This window comes from Paenibacillus sp. BT-177 (assembly GCF_025846815.2).
GTDB lineage: Bacteria > Bacillota > Bacilli > Paenibacillales > Paenibacillaceae > Paenibacillus > Paenibacillus polymyxa_C.
Window position 1 is genome coordinate 15,151 of sequence record NZ_JAOYTP010000020.1, and the last position, 16,725, is coordinate 31,875.

General features: G+C 48.6%; 3 protein-coding genes. All 3 read left to right on the forward strand.

What is annotated here, in order from left to right; all coding sequences use genetic code 11:
• Positions 1–5 precede the first annotated feature (5 nt).
• The 3 genes from OIU26_RS25600 to OIU26_RS25610 all read left to right on the forward strand — a co-directional run bounded on the left by OIU26_RS25600 (position 6) and on the right by OIU26_RS25610 (position 16,555).
• Entirely contained in the window at positions 6–11,252 is an 11,247-nt protein-coding gene (locus tag OIU26_RS25600) for a non-ribosomal peptide synthetase (protein ID WP_264218398.1), read from the forward strand.
• A 264-nt stretch (positions 11,253–11,516) separates the two neighbouring features.
• The gene (locus tag OIU26_RS25605) at positions 11,517–13,418 is read left to right on the forward strand and encodes a serine hydrolase domain-containing protein (RefSeq protein WP_264218399.1); all 1,902 of its coding nucleotides are present in this window, start codon (positions 11,517–11,519) and stop codon (positions 13,416–13,418) included.
• A 101-nt stretch (positions 13,419–13,519) separates the two neighbouring features.
• Positions 13,520–16,555: a chitinase N-terminal domain-containing protein gene (locus OIU26_RS25610; protein ID WP_264218400.1), complete on the forward strand. Its 3,036-nt coding sequence runs from the start codon at positions 13,520–13,522 to the stop codon at positions 16,553–16,555.
• The last annotated feature ends 170 nt before the right edge of the window (positions 16,556–16,725 follow it).

Genomic DNA, 16,725 nt, shown 5'->3' on the forward strand with positions numbered 1-16,725 from the left:
TGTCATTGAAAGCCTTATTTGAGAAAGAGAAAAATTACTGGAGTCATAAGCTGGAATCCGAGGATCGTATCATCTGCTTGCCATATACCAACCATGTGTCCAGGGATACAGCTGCAACGGATTCTAATTGTCATACGTACACGCTGACATTTCCATCAGAAATTTCCCAAAGAATATCATCTATAACAGGTGGAGCTCCATGGGCCGTGTTTATGGTTCTGCTGGCTGGAGTTGAGAGCTTATTGCATAAATACACAGGTGAAGAAAGTGTGCTGCTGGGCATTCCGGTAGCCAAGTCTGGCAACGGTGCTACCAAGCCGATCAACCATCTGCTTTTATTGAAAAATACGCTGGAATCTTCAACGACCTTCAAAACCTTGCTGTCTCAGATCAAAACCTCTGTCAGCGAAGCTATTGAACACCAAAATATTCCTTTTTGGAACTATACCGAGGGGCTTGAAATCCTACGTAACAAGGACGACAAGCCTCTTATCCACACCACGGCCTCCTTGCAAAATATTCACATTTCTGATTTTCTACATCACGTGCAATCTGAGCTGGATTTTCAATTTCAATGGGAAAATGCTGCAGTTTCTCTAAACGTGAAATACAGTAGCGACCGTTACGACCAGGTGACGATTGAACGCTTTGTTGAGCAGCTATTACGGCTGTATACCGTTGTTCTACATCAGCCAGAGTTGGAGATTTGCACAGCACAAGTGCTGCCAGAGCAAGAAGTAGAGCAGTTGGTTCATACTTTCAACGATACAGCTGTAGATTATCCACGTGATGCTTCCATTCATGAATTGTTCGAGATACAGGCGAAGCAGGTACCACAGCAGGTGGCAGTAGTGTCTGGACCCAATAGCCTAACCTATGAAGAATTAAATGAAAAGGCCAACCGACTGGCTCATTTTTTACGTAAGCAGGGAATCCGTACTGAACAGACAGTCGGCATTGTAGCTGAGCGCTCAATTGAGATGATTGTAGGCATGCTCGCGATTCTTAAAGCAGGCGGGGTGTATGTTCCGATTGACTCTGATTACCCGGACGAGCGCGTGCGTTATTTGCTGGAGGATTCCGAGACCAAGATACTACTTGTACAAAAAATGGAGCATCGGCCCACAGATTTTAAGGGAGTAGTACTTGACCTGAGTGATGATGCGATCTATGAAACAGATGATGCTGATCGCTGCAATTCCGTTTTGTCGTATGATAACGGGATGAGTACAGATACGGGTAATATGGGATATGTGGACTGTCTAAACCCACTCTATTCTATTTCTGCTAGTCCCGAGCTTGCTTCTACTACAACTATCCCAACAGAAGCTACGCAATCAGAACAAGCTAAACCAATACAGCAGGTTTATGCAGCTGAAGAACAACCGAAGGCGACCGCAGCTGATCGCTTGGCCTATATTATGTACACCTCAGGCACAACAGGCCAGCCCAAAGGGGTAATGGTGGAACATCGCAATGTCGTTCGTTTGGTGAAACATGCAAACTATGCACGTTTGGATGCGGACACGCGCATTTTGCAGACTGGGTCTGTTGTCTTTGACGCGTCCACCTTTGAAATTTGGGGGGCGTTGCTAAATGGTGGACAGCTTGTGCTAGTGAGTCAGGATGTCATTTTGGACGTGCTCAAGCTTAAGGAAGCTGTACGCAGCCACAGCATTACCACGATGTTTCTCACCACACCGCTCTTTAACCAGCTGTCTCAGCAGGATCTGGCGTTGTTCGAGGGGATACGGGAGCTGCTGGTCGGCGGTGATGTGATGTCCGTACCACATATGAATCGGGTGCTGAAGGCTCATCCGTCCCTGCGAATCAGTAATATCTATGGCCCAACTGAAAATACGACCTTTTCCACAGTGCATGCGATCAACGGTGTGCAATCGGAATCTGTGCCAATTGGCAGACCGATCCATAATTCGACAGCATATGTCGTGGACCGTTCGATGCAGCTTCAGCCCGTCGGGGTATGGGGTGAGTTGCTAGTGGGCGGTGATGGGGTGGCACGTGGATACCGCAACCGTCCGGACTTAACGGCTGAAAAGTTCATCGACAGCCCGTTCCGTAACGGCGAACGCTGCTATCGCACCGGGGACCTGGTACGTTGGAATGCAGATGGGACGCTGGAATACAAGGGACGGATCGATGCGCAAGTGAAAATCCGGGGTTACCGGATCGAGCTGGGCGAGGTGGAAGCGCAGCTGTTGAAGCTGGAGGTGGTGCGAGAAGCTGTTGTGACTGCACATGAGGATGAGCAGGGGCAAAAGCAGCTCTGCGCTTATGTAGTAACTCATGCGAATGCACAGTTAAGTGAGCTCCGCAGCGCTTTGAGCCGGGAACTGCCGGGTTATATGGTGCCGTCGTATTTTGTGCAGTTGGAGCAGCTGCCATTGACGCCTAATGGCAAGGTGGATCGCCGAGCTTTGCCTCAGCCGCAGGGAAGCATAAGCTCAGGTGCAGAATATGTAGCTCCTCAAAATCAGTTACAAGCACAACTGGTCAGCATTTGGAAAGATGTGCTGGAACTTGAGCGCATTGGGATTAAGGATAACTTTTTTGAAGCAGGAGGTCATTCCTTACGGGCGACAAATGTCATCTCGCTCATCCATAAGGAATTGCATAAAAATGTGCAGCTAAAGGACCTGTTCCAGCACCCAACCATCGAACAGCTTGCGCAGGTTATTGAAGCACTGGAGCAAACCACCTATGAATCCATTCCTGTTTCGGGAAATAAGCCATTTTATGCGGTATCCTCGGCTCAAAAACGGATGTATATTCTCAATCAGCTTGATGGAGCGGGAACTAGCTATAACATACCAGGCGCCTTGACATTGACCGGTTCACTTGATTACAAGGCACTGGATAACGCGTTCCGTCAGCTTATTAATCGCCATGAAACATTGCGCACAAGCTTTGAGAGCATGAACGGTGAACCTGTCCAGCGAGTACATGACGAGGTTCCTTTTCGCGTGGAGTTGATTCATGCCCACGGAGCTGACCAAAAGGAAACGGATGAGCTGGTGCATGGCTTTGTTCAGCCGTTTGATCTTGCGCATGCTCCGCTGTTCCGGGCGGGTCTGATTGAAACTGGGCCAGAGCATCATATTTTGCTGCTGGATATGCATCACATCATTTCGGACGGCACCTCTATAAATGTATTGATTCAGGACTTCATCCACTTATATGCGGGGGACACGCTGCCGTCGCTGCGCATTCAGTATAAGGACTATGCCGCATGGCAGCAGGAACAGCAGCAAAGTGAACGCTATCAGGAACAGGAAAATTACTGGCTCAATACCTTCGCAGGAGAGCTGCCAGTGCTGGATATCCCGACGGATTATCCACGTCCGGCGGTGAGAAGCTTTGAAGGAGATGTACTGGAATTTACGCTCGATCAACGGCAAAGCGAAGGATTAAAAGGCATTGCGATGCAGACCGAATCGACCTTATATATGGTGCTGTTGGCTGCCTATACGACTTTGCTTAGCCAATACAGCGGGCAGGAGGATATCATTGTCGGCTCGCCGATTGCGGGGCGGCCACATGCTGATCTTAGCAGTCTGATTGGGATGTTCGTCAATACACTGGCGATCCGCAATTATCCGGAAGGCGGGAAAACATTCCGCGATTATGTACTGGAGGTCAAGGATAACGCGTTAAAGGCTTTTGAACATCAGGATTATCCGTTCGAAGAGCTGGTAGAAAAGCTGGGCGTGGATCGGGATTTAAGCCGCAATCCATTATTTGATACCATGTTTGCTTTACAAAACCTGGAGCAAACAGAGCAGCAGCTGGCAGAGCTGCAATTAGCGCCCTATCCGAGTGAACAAACAACGGCCAAATTTGATCTAAGTCTGTTCGCGCAGGAGGATGGGGAACAAATTGCCTGCGGTTTTCAATATGGAACCCGACTGTACAAACGCGAAACCATCGAACGACTGGCTGTACATTTACAGCAGCTAATCAATGTGGTTATAGAACAGCCGGAGATCGCTCTTGCGGCTATAGAAATGGTTTCGGCCCAAGAAAAAGAGCAGCTGGTGGAGCAATTCAGCACTACAGCAGCAGACTCTCCGTATCCACGGGATCAATTACTGCATGTGCTGTTCGAGGAACAGGTTACACAATCGCCAGATCGACTAGCGGTCACCTTTGCGGACACACAGCTCACTTATCGCGAGCTGAATGAGCGTTCCGATCGTCTGGTATGTGTCCTTACTTCCCATGGGATACGGCGTGGGTCCGGGGCTCAGATACAGCGAGTAGGGATAGTAGCTGAGCGTTCCATTGAAATGGTCGTGGGCATGCTGGCTATTATGAAGGCAGGCGGGGCTTACGTTCCTATTGATCCCGAGTATCCGGAAGAGCGTATCCGTTATTTACTGGAGGATTCCGGTGCCGAGCTGTTACTGTCACAGCGACGTGAGCAGATTTCTTTTGAACCAGGTATTCCGGTTATCGATTTGAGCGATGCACAACTATGGAGCAGCGAATTTGAAGGATACACTCATACTCATGAATCAGCTTCCATTACAAATGGGGGGTCTGCCTTAGATCTTTCGCATGTCATATACACCTCTGGTACGACAGGCAAGCCGAAAGGCGTTATGGTCAATCACCGTAATGTCGCACGGTTGGTGAAAGGCAATAGCTACGCCACGCTTGACGAAAATACGCGTATGCTGCAAATGGGCGCAGTTGTATTCGATGCCTCCACGTTTGAAATCTGGGGAACGCTGCTGAACGGCGGTCAATTATATGTAGTAAATCATGACACTATTTTGGATGCTGCCAAGTTCAAACAAGTGATGAACAAGTATCGTATTAACACCATGTTCATGACCACGGCTTTATTCAATCAGCATTCACAGCAAGACATTGAAGTGTTTGCATCCCTAAAGGAATTGCTCGTGGGTGGGGATGTGATGTCCGTACCACATGTTAACCGCGTGCTGAAGGAGTACCCGCAGCTTCGGTTGAGTAATGTTTATGGGCCGACAGAGAACACGACCTTTTCCACCACCTATGAAATTACAGAACCGCAAACTCAAGGTGTTCCCATTGGACGTCCGATTGGTCATTCCACCGTTTATGTGGTCAATCGTTCGTTAAAATTGCAGCCTATCGGGGCGTGGGGCGAGCTCCTTCTCGGTGGCGATGGCGTGGCACTCGGGTATCTGAACCGGCCTGAGCTTACGGCAGAAAAGTTTATTGAAAGTCCATTCCGGCCTGAAGAATATTGCTATCGTACAGGGGATTTGGTGCGTTGGCGTGCTGATGGCGTACTGGAGTACAAGGGAAGAATGGATGAGCAGGTCAAAATTCGCGGCTACCGCATCGAACTGGGTGAAGTTGAAACCCGTTTGTCCACGATTGCAGGTGTGAAGGAATCTGTTGTTACTGTGCGGCAGGACGATAGCGGGCAAAAACAGCTGTGTGCATATTTTGTAACAGACAGCGAATTGAGCGCTAGCGACTTACGTAGTGTGTTATCACAGGATCTGCCGAGCTATATGGTGCCTTCCTACTTTGTGCAGCTGTCGAAACTGCCTTTGACACTGAATGGCAAAGTAGACCGTAGGGCACTGCCTACACCTGAGCCTAATATCGATACAGGTATGGATTATGTGGCACCTGAGACAGATGTCCAACAGGCCTTGGCTGCGGCTTGGGGAGCCATTCTGGGTATACAGAAGGTAGGGACACAAGATAACTTTTTCCATTTGGGTGGTGACTCCATCAAGGCTATCCAAGTATCGTCCCGCTTGTTTCAGGCTGGATACAAGCTGGAAATGAAGGATTTGTTCAAATATCCAACGATTGCAGGATTGAGCACATATATTCAGCCAGTTAAACGAGTAGCCGAGCAGGGCGAGGTTACGGGACATGTTGTGCTTACACCGATTCAGCGCTGGTTCTTTGAACAGCCGACGGGTGAACCACACTATTTCAATCAATCTGTCATGCTCTATCGGCAGGAAGGCTATAACGAACGGGCACTTCGGCTGGCACTCCATCAGATTACAGCGCACCATGACGCCTTGCGAATGAATTTTCGTTCGTCGGAGAACGGATATACGGCATGGAACCGAGGTGTAGGAGAAGGCGAACCGTACCATTTGGAGTGCTTTGACTATAGGGATAGCGAAGTAATTGAAGAGAATTTGGAGAAAATGATTGAGGCTAAATGCAATGAAATTCAATCCAGTATTTCCTTGAGCGAAGGGCCATTGATGAGGCTCGGCCTATTCCGTTGCCCGGATGGAGATCATCTGTTGGTCGTGATTCACCATTTGGCAGTGGATGGGGTATCCTGGCGCATCCTATTCGAGGATTTGGCGACAGCTTATGAGCAAGCCGCCAAGGGCGAGCAGGTGATTCAGTTACCGCACAAGACGGATTCGTTTCAAACATGGGCCGAGAAGCTGCACGCCTATGCCAACAGCCCAGCTATGGAACGTGAGCGGGCGTATTGGGAGGGGATTGCACAAGCGAAACCGGCACCTCTGCCGCAAGATTATGGACATAACGAGCACGACAAGCCATTGATTGGCGATAGTGAGTCGGTTACTGCTTTGTGGACACACGAAGAGACAGAGCAATTGCTCAAGCAGGCCAATCGTGCCTACCGTACAGAAATTAATGACCTGTTGCTGACGGCAGTAGGAATGGCATTGCAAGCATGGAGTGGTCATGATCGTTTCCTAATTAATCTAGAGGGACATGGTCGTGAAGCCATTTTACCAGAGGTGGACATTACCCGGACGATTGGGTGGTTTACAAGCCAATATCCTGTTTTACTCGATATGCCAAAAGAAACGGCTCTTTCGCAGCGAATCAAGCATGCGAAAGAAGGATTGCGCAGTATTCCGCAAAAAGGAATAGGTTACGGGATACTGAAATATTTAGCCGAAGTATCTCCAGCCCTATGTGAGGTAGATCCTGAGATCAGCTTTAACTATTTAGGACAATTTGATCAGGATATGAAGGGAAATGACCTGCAGTCGTCTCCTTATAGTGGAGGTATGCCACTTAGCCTGACTATGGCTCGGACGTATACGCTGGATTTTGGCGGCATCATTTCAGGAGGCCAACTGGGGCTGACAATTAGCTATAGTCGTACCAGCTATCGACCAGAGACGATCGAGCGATTGGCCAGTTTATTGGAATCGAGCCTGCGTGAAATTTTGAAGCATTGCATTCATAAAGAACATCCAGAGCTAACCCCAAGCGATATTTCCTATAAAGGAATGCGTGTTGAGGAGTTGGACAGCTTGTTGTCTGAGATGGGTGCTACGGGTGAAATCGACAATGTCTATACCCTGACCCCAATGCAAAAAGGGATGCTGTTTCACAGCCAACTCGATAGTCAAGCAGCTGCCAATGACGCGTATTTTGAGCAGGTTTCTTATGATATGCAAGGTCAGCTGGACATTCAGGCTTTTGCAGAAAGCCTGAATACTCTAGTTCGGCGACATGAGGCGCTACGTACACACTTTTATTTTGGACGGGATACGGAGCCTTTGCAGGTAGTGTATCGAAACCGGGATTGTGGCTTCTATTACGAAGATTTACGAGAGCTGGATAGCGATACAAGGGATACGCAGCTGACCAATTTCAAGTTGCAAGATAAAGCACGAGGCTTTGATCTGCGTCGGGATGTCCTACTGCGTGTAGCGATTTTGCGCACTGGGGAAGATCGTTATCATTTTGTGTGGAGCTTCCATCATATTGTGATGGACGGTTGGTGTCTGTCCCTTGTAAACAAAGAAGTGTTTGAGAGCTATGCAGCACTTCGGGAGCGCAGAGTACCGGAGTTGGCGCCGGCAGTGCCTTACAGCCGCTTTATTGAATGGCTGGAAGCACAGGATCGCACCGCAGCTACCGACTACTGGAGAAGCTATTTGTCCGGGTATGAGCAGCAAACAGCACTGCCCGCTGTAAAATCCGGCCGCAAGAGTGAAGGCTATATGGCCAGTGACTGGATGACGGATTGGGAGCATGAGCTGGCTCTCCGGGTGGAGGAGACGGCCAAGCGGTATCAGGTGACCATGAATACATTATTGCAAACCACATGGGGGATTCTGCTGCAAAAGTACAACAACCATAGTGATGTTGTATTTGGCAGTGTCGTCTCAGGTCGTCCATCGGATATTATCGGGGTCGAGGATATTATCGGCTTGTTCATTAATACCATTCCTGTTCGCATCCGTAGCGAGGTAGGGGATACTTTTGCGGAAGTTATGAAGAAAATGCAGGAGCAAGCGCTGGCTTCTCATGCGTATGATACGTATCCATTGTTTGAAATTCAGGCACTGACCGACCAGAAACAGAATTTAATTAACCATATTATGGTGTTTGAAAATTATCCGGTGGATGAGCAGATTGAAGAAATGGGTAGTGACGGGCAGGAGTTATTATCGGTTTCCAACGTGACGGCTACAGAGCAGACTAACTATGATTTGAGCATCGTCGTTATGCCGGGAGATGGCATAAAAATTCGTTTTATGTATAACGCACTCTGCTTTGATCAAGCAGATATTGAACGTCTGCACGGACATTTTGTGCATCTGCTAGAGCAAATTTTGCTTAACCCGAATGTTTGCGTCGAAGAGCTGGAATTGGTTACAGCCTCGGAAAAACAACAGATTATAGGAGAGTTTAATGACACGGCCTTAGCATATCCCTACAATCAGACGATCCAAAAACGGTTTGAGGAGCAGGTGGAACGCACGCCGGATCATATCGCCGTCGTTTGGGGCCAACAATCTTTAACTTACCGTGAACTGAACGAGCGAGCCAACCGCCTTGCATGGACTTTACGCGCGAAGGGGGTTAAACCAGATCAGTCGGTAGGTATTATGGTATATCGCTCGCTAGACATGATCGTAGGCATCTATGCGATCCTCAAGGCCGGCGGAGCCTATGTGCCAATTGATCCGGAATTTCCGGCCGACCGCATCTGCTTTATGCTGGAGGACTCGGGAGCGAAGCTGGTGCTGACGCAATCGCATTTAGCGGAGCAAGCATCGCTGAGCTTCGATGGCCAGGTGCTTGTGCTGGATCACGAGGACATCTATCACGAAGATGGCTCGAATCTGGAGCCACTGGCCGGACCGCACCATGTCGCCTATGTGATCTATACCTCCGGTTCCACCGGAAAACCGAAGGGCGTAATGGTGGAGCACCATTCCGTGCTGAACCGGATTTTGTGGATGCATGATCGTTACGGCTTAAGTGCGGAAGATACGATCCTGCAAAAGACCGCCTTCACCTTTGACGTGTCGGTGTGGGAGCTGTTCTGGTGGTCGATGGTCGGCTCGAAGGTGATTCTGCTGTCGGTCGGCGGGGAAAAGAACCCGGAAGAGATTGTGGACACGATTGCTCGTGATGGCGTGAGCACGATGCACTTTGTACCGGCCATGCTGCATGCGTTCCTGGAGTATGTGGAGCAGCAACCACGAGAAGCGATGCAAGCGAAGCTAGGCACGCTGCGCCATGTTTTTGCCAGTGGTGAAGCCTTACCGCCACAGCATGTGGCCCGGTTCCAGCGGCTCGTGTCGAGCTTGGCCGGAGCGAAGCTGATCAACCTGTATGGTCCAACCGAAGCGACGGTGGACGTATCGTACTTCGATTGCGAGCCGGATGAGGAATATGCGGTTATTCCGATCGGAAAACCGATTCAGAACATTCGTCTGTACATCGTGAAGGAAGGCACAGAGCAATTGCAGCCGATCGGGGTCGCGGGTGAGCTGTGCATCGGCGGTGTAGGTGTAGCCCGAGGCTATCTGAACCGTCCAGAGCTGACGGCCGAGAAATTTGTGAAAGATCCGTTTGCTGGAGGCAAAGCAGGCTATGAGCGGATGTACCGTACAGGCGATTTGGCAAGATGGATGCCGGACGGCAACATTGAATATCTGGGCCGGATTGACCATCAGGTAAAAATTCGCGGTTATCGAATTGAACTGGGCGAAGTGGAGGCACGGTTGGCAAGTGTGCCGCTCGTGCGGGACAGCGTTGTTATTGCTTTGCAGGATGGAATAGGTCAGCAGCAATTATGTGCTTACTTCACTGCTGATGAGCAGCTGACTGTCCGAGAGATTCGAGCTGTACTATTGGGCAGTCTACCGAGCTATATGATTCCATCCGTATTCGTACAGATGGACTGTCTTCCGCTGACGGCCAATGGCAAAATCGACCGAAAAGCGTTACCTACGCCGGACACAGCGCTGCGCACGGGAATAGAATATGTTGCACCGCGAACCGACGTGGAGCAGTTACTGGCAGCCATTTGGCAGGAAGTACTTGATATTCCACAAGTGGGTATCCACGATGACTTTTTCACGTTGGGTGGACATTCCTTGAAAGTACTGGAGCTTATACGCAAAGTTCACCTTGCCACAGGCATTGAGCTTCCTATACGTAGTGTGCTGGAGTTCCCGACCATAGAAGAGCAGGCGCTCACATTATTGAAAGCTGATCTGGAATACAAGGCCGATAGTCCAATCATTCGGTTGAATGAACACGGTCCGGTCTCCATCTTCTGCTTTCCGCCGATGCTTGGATACGGGCTGTCGTTTGCAGAGCTTGCGAAACAACTGGATCAAGACGCAGTCGTGTACGGGTTAGAGTTCGTAGATGATGCTGCGGATGAGCAGGCAATGTTGGCACGTTATGTTGATCTTATCGTCAGCACACAAGCGCAAGGTCCGTATGTACTGCTTGGTTATTCCATAGGTGGGAATCTAGCGCATAAGGTTGCCTCTACACTGGAGCGTCAAGGTCATGCTGTATCCGACATTTTTATGCTTGATTCAGTCAAAAGAACGGAAGCCCTGCCTTTCACAGACGAAGAAACAGAGCAGGAAATTCATGCGATGCTGGAACAGGTTCCTGAATCTTACCGCGAGCTGCTGAATGAAACGTACCAGCGTAAAATGATCGCTTATGCGGTGTATGGCAATCAGCTTGTGAACACTGAAAAGGTTCAGGCGAATATTCATGGTTTTGTCGCCGCAGGATCGGAAGCGGTGAAGGGCACAGGAGATAATCGACTTTTATGGAAAGACGCTACACAAGGAAGCTATGAAGAACATAGCTTGATTGGGAATCATTATGAACTGCTGGAACCCGGATTTATCGAAGAAAATGTAAAAGGTATCCGTGCCGCGATACAAAAGATTACCCGGAACATGGACAAAGGCATGGCACAAGGTTTAGCACATCATAGTTCTTGAAAATCTACGCTTGGCGAATAATTGGATGTTAACACCAATTTAATCTGTAACCCATGAATCCTGATCGAACAAGTAAGAAGCCTTCCACTTACGCGATTCGATCAGGATTCGCTTTATCATGTGCACTCCCACGATGGGAAGTGCGATGATTTCATAGCGCCATGCTGATGGCTTCCATGCGGAGTATAAAGATCTGCTCGCTATGCAATCACCGCACGGTTCAAATTATTAAATCAAACTCATACGTAAGGAGAGTACTTGAATATGAAGAATAGAGGCTTTTACTACCTATCCGCATTTTTAGCAGCGTTGTATCTCTGGAATCTACTCATTGCTTCGGTATGGGCAGCAGATAGCATTACACCTAATTCAGTGGAAAAAGCAGTGGACGACATCATGAGTACACAATTGGAAAAATTGCATACTCCGGGCGCTGCGGTTGTTGTGACCCAGGAAGACCACATTCTTTTTAGTAAAGGTTATGGATATGCAGACCTGGAGCGGAAAGTGGCATTCGACCCAGCGAAGACTATTGTTCGTGTCGGCTCTCTAACCAAATCATTTAGCGCAAGCGCCGCAATGCAACTGGTCGAGCAAAACAAACTTGATTTGAATGAAGACGTAAACCGCTATCTCCACAGCTATAAAGCTTCGCAATACCAAAATCATCCTTTTAATCTACATCAGCTTCTGACACATACTGCGGGATTAGATGAAGCGATATACGACATCAACAGCTTGACTCGGGCAGGTGTTTTACCTACAGAGCAGTATCTCAGCACGTATTTTCAAAAGCAACCTCCTATCCGCAAACCTGGAATTCGGTATGAATACAGTAATGTTGCCTTTGGTCTGATCGGTAACATTGTGGAGCAAGTAAGCGGTCAGGGACTGAATGATTACCTTAGCACACATCTGTTCCGGCCGATGAATATGCCGAGTGCGACATTGGAATTGCCACTAAATAATCCGGCACTAGCGCAATCCTATCAGTGGAAGCGTCAAGCGTATCTAAAACAGCCTTTTTCGTATATCAATCTGCCGGGAGCAGGAGCGTTGAACGTCACACCCAACGAATTTTCCCATTATCTGATCACTCATTTGAATCAAGGCAAGTATAAGGGCAAAGTGGTGCTCCAGCCACAAACGGTAAAAGCGATGCATGCACAGCAATTTGCAGCTGATGCTCGTCTTGATGGCATAGGTTACGGATTTTTCCGCGGTCAACTGGAGACGGGAGTGCACATGCTGTGGGCTACCGGGAAAATTGATGGTTTTATTTCCAAAATGGTACTAGTTCCCTCCCAAAAGATCGGTATTTTTGTAATCAGCAACTCAGCGGATACGGACACCCTGCTTCATGGAAAAGTCATCAATGCGATCGCCCAAATACTGCCCGCCGAGCCACAGGCCGCTTCTCAGTCACCGGTTCGTTCTGTCAAGGAAATAAAGCTTTTACCAGAAATCGAGGGTGTATATCAGCTGAATTTGAATCCTATTCATGGGTGGGGAAAATGGCTTCGGATGCTGGGAAGTGTTAAATACACCGTTCGAATTCAAGATGATCATACGTTAATTGTTAAAGGGAAATTTCCGGATCAAAATGAAGCATCAGACAAAGTTTTTCAAGCAGCAGGTGATGGACTGTTTGTGGAGAAGGGGGGACAGCTTAAAATATTGCTGTATCAGGAAAACAGTACATGGATGATGATTGCCCCGGATAGTGAGACCATGAAGCAGACGACATTTATGCATCGTACCTGGACGCTGCTTGTCAGCTACGCCGCATCCTCTTTATCTTTCATCACAACCCTGCTGATATGGATGATAAGGTATGTGCTCAGAGCTATCCGTAAAACGAATAATCACATTTCATCCAACCTGGCATACATTGCGTTACTAAATACGATTTTTCTCGGAGTACAGGTCGTTTATGCTAACAATCAGATGGTCTATGGCTATTCCGCCTGGTATATCTGGGGAATTTGCACGCTGCCGCTCCTTTCAGCACTCATTGCCGTGTGGGTATTGATTGTGAATGGCGCAAAGCTGATTACCGGGGAAAAAAGAACTCGGGCTGCCGGGAAAATTGTATTTGCGATACTCACATTGCTGCATACAGCCTATCTTTTTTATTGGAATTTCCTTCCCTTTCATTATTCCTAAAGATTTACAAAATAACGCATGTCCGCACATAAATGAATGCTAACATTTATATTTAGTGCCCCTCTGAGAGGGGCCTTAAACCAATTAACAGGAGGAATAGAATGGGAATCTTTCGTCGTTTTACATCCCGCAGCTTCAAATACGCAACAGCTATGGTTTTCACTTTATCGTTGTACGCTGGTGTTGTAGGCGGCATACAACCGGCACGTGCAGAAGGTCCGGCAGACCCTGCCCCTTTCATTGCAGCCAAAGTGGTCAATGAAAACGCTGGTAAAAAAGTATTGTTCGATAATACACATGGACAGACAGCCGGCGCAGCAGATTGGGTGATTGATGGTGGATTCTCAGATTTCGGACAAGCCCTTGCAAACAATGGCTACGATGTTCATGAACTTCGCCAATCTACACCTATTACTTATAATGATTTAAAGAATTATGATGTATTTGTGACAGCAGAGCCCAATATCCCTTTTAAACAAAGCGAACAGGCCGCAATGGAACAGTATGTTAAAGCAGGCAATAGCATTTTTTTCATTGGAGATCATTATAACGCCGACCGCAACAAGAATCGCTGGGACGGGTCGGAAAGTATCAATGGGTACCGTCGAGGCGCATGGGAAGACCCTGCAAAGGGAATGAGTGAGGAAGAAAAAAGCTCGACAGCGATGCAGGGCGTGGTTAGCTCAGATTGGCTGGGCAGCCAGTTTGGTATACGCTTTCGCTACAATGCATTAGGCGATATCACGGCTAATCAGATCGTTGAGCCTGCGCAGGCGTTTGGCATTACAGCAGGAGTGAGTAATGTAGCGATGCACGCAGGATCTACATTGGCAATTATTGACCCGACCAAAGCCAAGGGGATCGTATATCTGCCTAAAACCAATCAGGCTTGGGGGAATGCAGTAGATCAGGGCGTTTATAACGGTGGCGGTATAGCGGAAGGACCTTATGCTGCTGTAGCAAAAGTAGGTCTAGGCAAAGCTGCCTTCATTGGGGATTCATCTCCTGTTGAAGATGCAACGCCAAAATATTTGCGTGAAGAGACAGGAAGCAAGAAGACAACGTATGACGGCTTTAAGGAGCAGGATGACGCCGTGTTACTGGTCAATATGGTAGACTGGTTGTCCAAGAAGGAGGAGTATACCAGCCTGTCGGATGTAAAGAACTTACATCTTGATCAGCCGACGGCATTGCTGCCTTTTGAAGATCCACAGGCTTCCACGGAACCGCAAGCCGAGCCTTGGTCCGCTCCTGCATCCGGCTACAAATGGTGGGATCAACGGACGTTCAAGGCCGGCTCCTATGGCGGATCTACAGCCAGCGCGCAGCCTGTGTACAGCATCGTTCGTCAGGAGCAGCTGCCGAATGCACAGCCTTTTCAAATTCGCATTGTTGCCGACCAACTGGCTCCCAATAGCACGATTAGCGGATTCAGCGCAGGTATTTATGTAGCGGGCGGCAACCAAGTAGCCCAGATTCAGAATCCGGATGGAAGCTGGCCGACCTCTTACGGTTATAGCGGAACATTTAGTCTGGAATCCGACAGCAAGGGGCATGCCTATAGAGACCTGACGGTGCGGATCAAGCCGGGAACCAGTGGTTCGGCTAATCTTAGGATGAGACAAAACGGCAGCAACCTGCTGACCCAATCCGTCGTGTTGGCTGATGTCCCGGCTCAGCCTTTGCCTGAGGATGGCAACACGATTCCAGCTCGTATTAGTGTCGCAGAAGCACGGACTCTTTCGGCTGGCAAAGTTGTGACCTTGGAGGGTGTTGTGACGACAGAACCAGGGGCTTTTGGCGGTCAAGCCTTTTACATGCAGGATGAAAGTGGCGGCATTTATGTATATCAAAACCAAAGCGGATTTCACCCAGGTGATCGAGTAAAGATTACAGCAAGTTTGGCACTGTACAATAGTGAAGTGGAGTTGACCGATCCAGTGGCTATTGAAAAAACGGGAGAAGGACAACTTCCGCAAGCTGTGCAGGTCACCGAACTCAACGATGCAAACCAAGGACAGCTGGTTGAGCTTCCTACTGCCATTATTCGTAATGTGATAGATGCAACTCCTGTAGGTTCGTTTGAATTTGATGCAGTCGCGGGTGAGGTTAGCCATCATGTGCGAATTGATGCACGTACAGGCTTAACACGGACATCTTTTCCGTATCAAGAAGGACAGCAAGTGAAGCTGAAGGGAATTTCGGCGGTTTTTAAAGGGAATTATCAGTTAAAGCCGCGCGGGCTAGATGACTTTTCAGCTCAGACAGACGCAACTTTGCAGGGAGTAGAGCTTTCACTGGATCAAACAACATTTAACGTTGGGGATACAGCAGCCACACATCTCAAGGGTACGCTGACAGATGGCAGCCAAGCTGATTTAAGTAATGCCTCTGTTCAGTATAGCAGCAGTCATGAATCCGTTGCACTGGATACGTATGGAGAACTTCGGGCCCTAAAAGAGGGGAGCGCCGAGATTACAGCCAGCGTCACCTTGGACGGTAAAACGGTCGTATCCAATCCTGTAACCGTTAGAGTCGAGAAAACCGCTGCAGGTGAGGTGCCGGGTAAACCGGTGCTGTCTCATGATAACGGTCAGGACACCGGACTGAAGGATGGAGACTACAACATCACCATGAATCTGTGGTGGGGCACGAATGGTGATGAACTCAAGTTGTATGAAAATGATAAGCTGATCGAAACCCAATCATTGCAAGCAGCTTCCCCTGGAGCACAGCATGCAGTCATTTCCGTTACAGGCAAGAGCAATGGAACCTACACGTATACTGCCGAACTGATCAACGCTTCCGGTAAAACGGTCAGCGACCCGTTAACTGTCGAAGTGACCGATGCTTCTCCTGGCATTCCGGCGTTGTCTCATAATAATTGGGATGGTGACGGCGACTATACCCTGACAATGAACATGTGGTGGGGCACGAATGCTACCCAATACAATCTGTATGAAAATGGAAAGCTGATCGACACGCAGGATCTGCCGAGCCAAAGCCCGCAGGCTCAAAGTGCTGCGACCAATATCCAAAATCAAAAGCCGGGTACATATGAGTATCGGGCCGAGTTAGTCAATGCTGCCGGAGAGGTTTCCAGTCAAACCATAAGTGTAGAAGTAAAGGAACGTTAAATCGAAATGATTGGCCGTTAAAAAGAAGAGCATCTATTAACCTCGCGAGAGTGGGACTGACCCCTTAACGTGAGACAAATCAAAACACCTTCAAGAGAATGCAACCATGTCGTAAGATATGGAGACAACCTTGGAGGTGTTTTTTCGTTGGCAACAAGAGTCAGTTATCC

Coding starts and splice junctions, on each gene's coding strand:
- OIU26_RS25605 (WP_264218399.1), top strand. CDS start 11,517: ATGAAGAATAGAGGCTTTTACTACCTATCCGCATTTTTAGCAGCGTTG.
- OIU26_RS25610 (WP_264218400.1), top strand. CDS start 13,520: ATGGGAATCTTTCGTCGTTTTACATCCCGCAGCTTCAAATACGCAACA.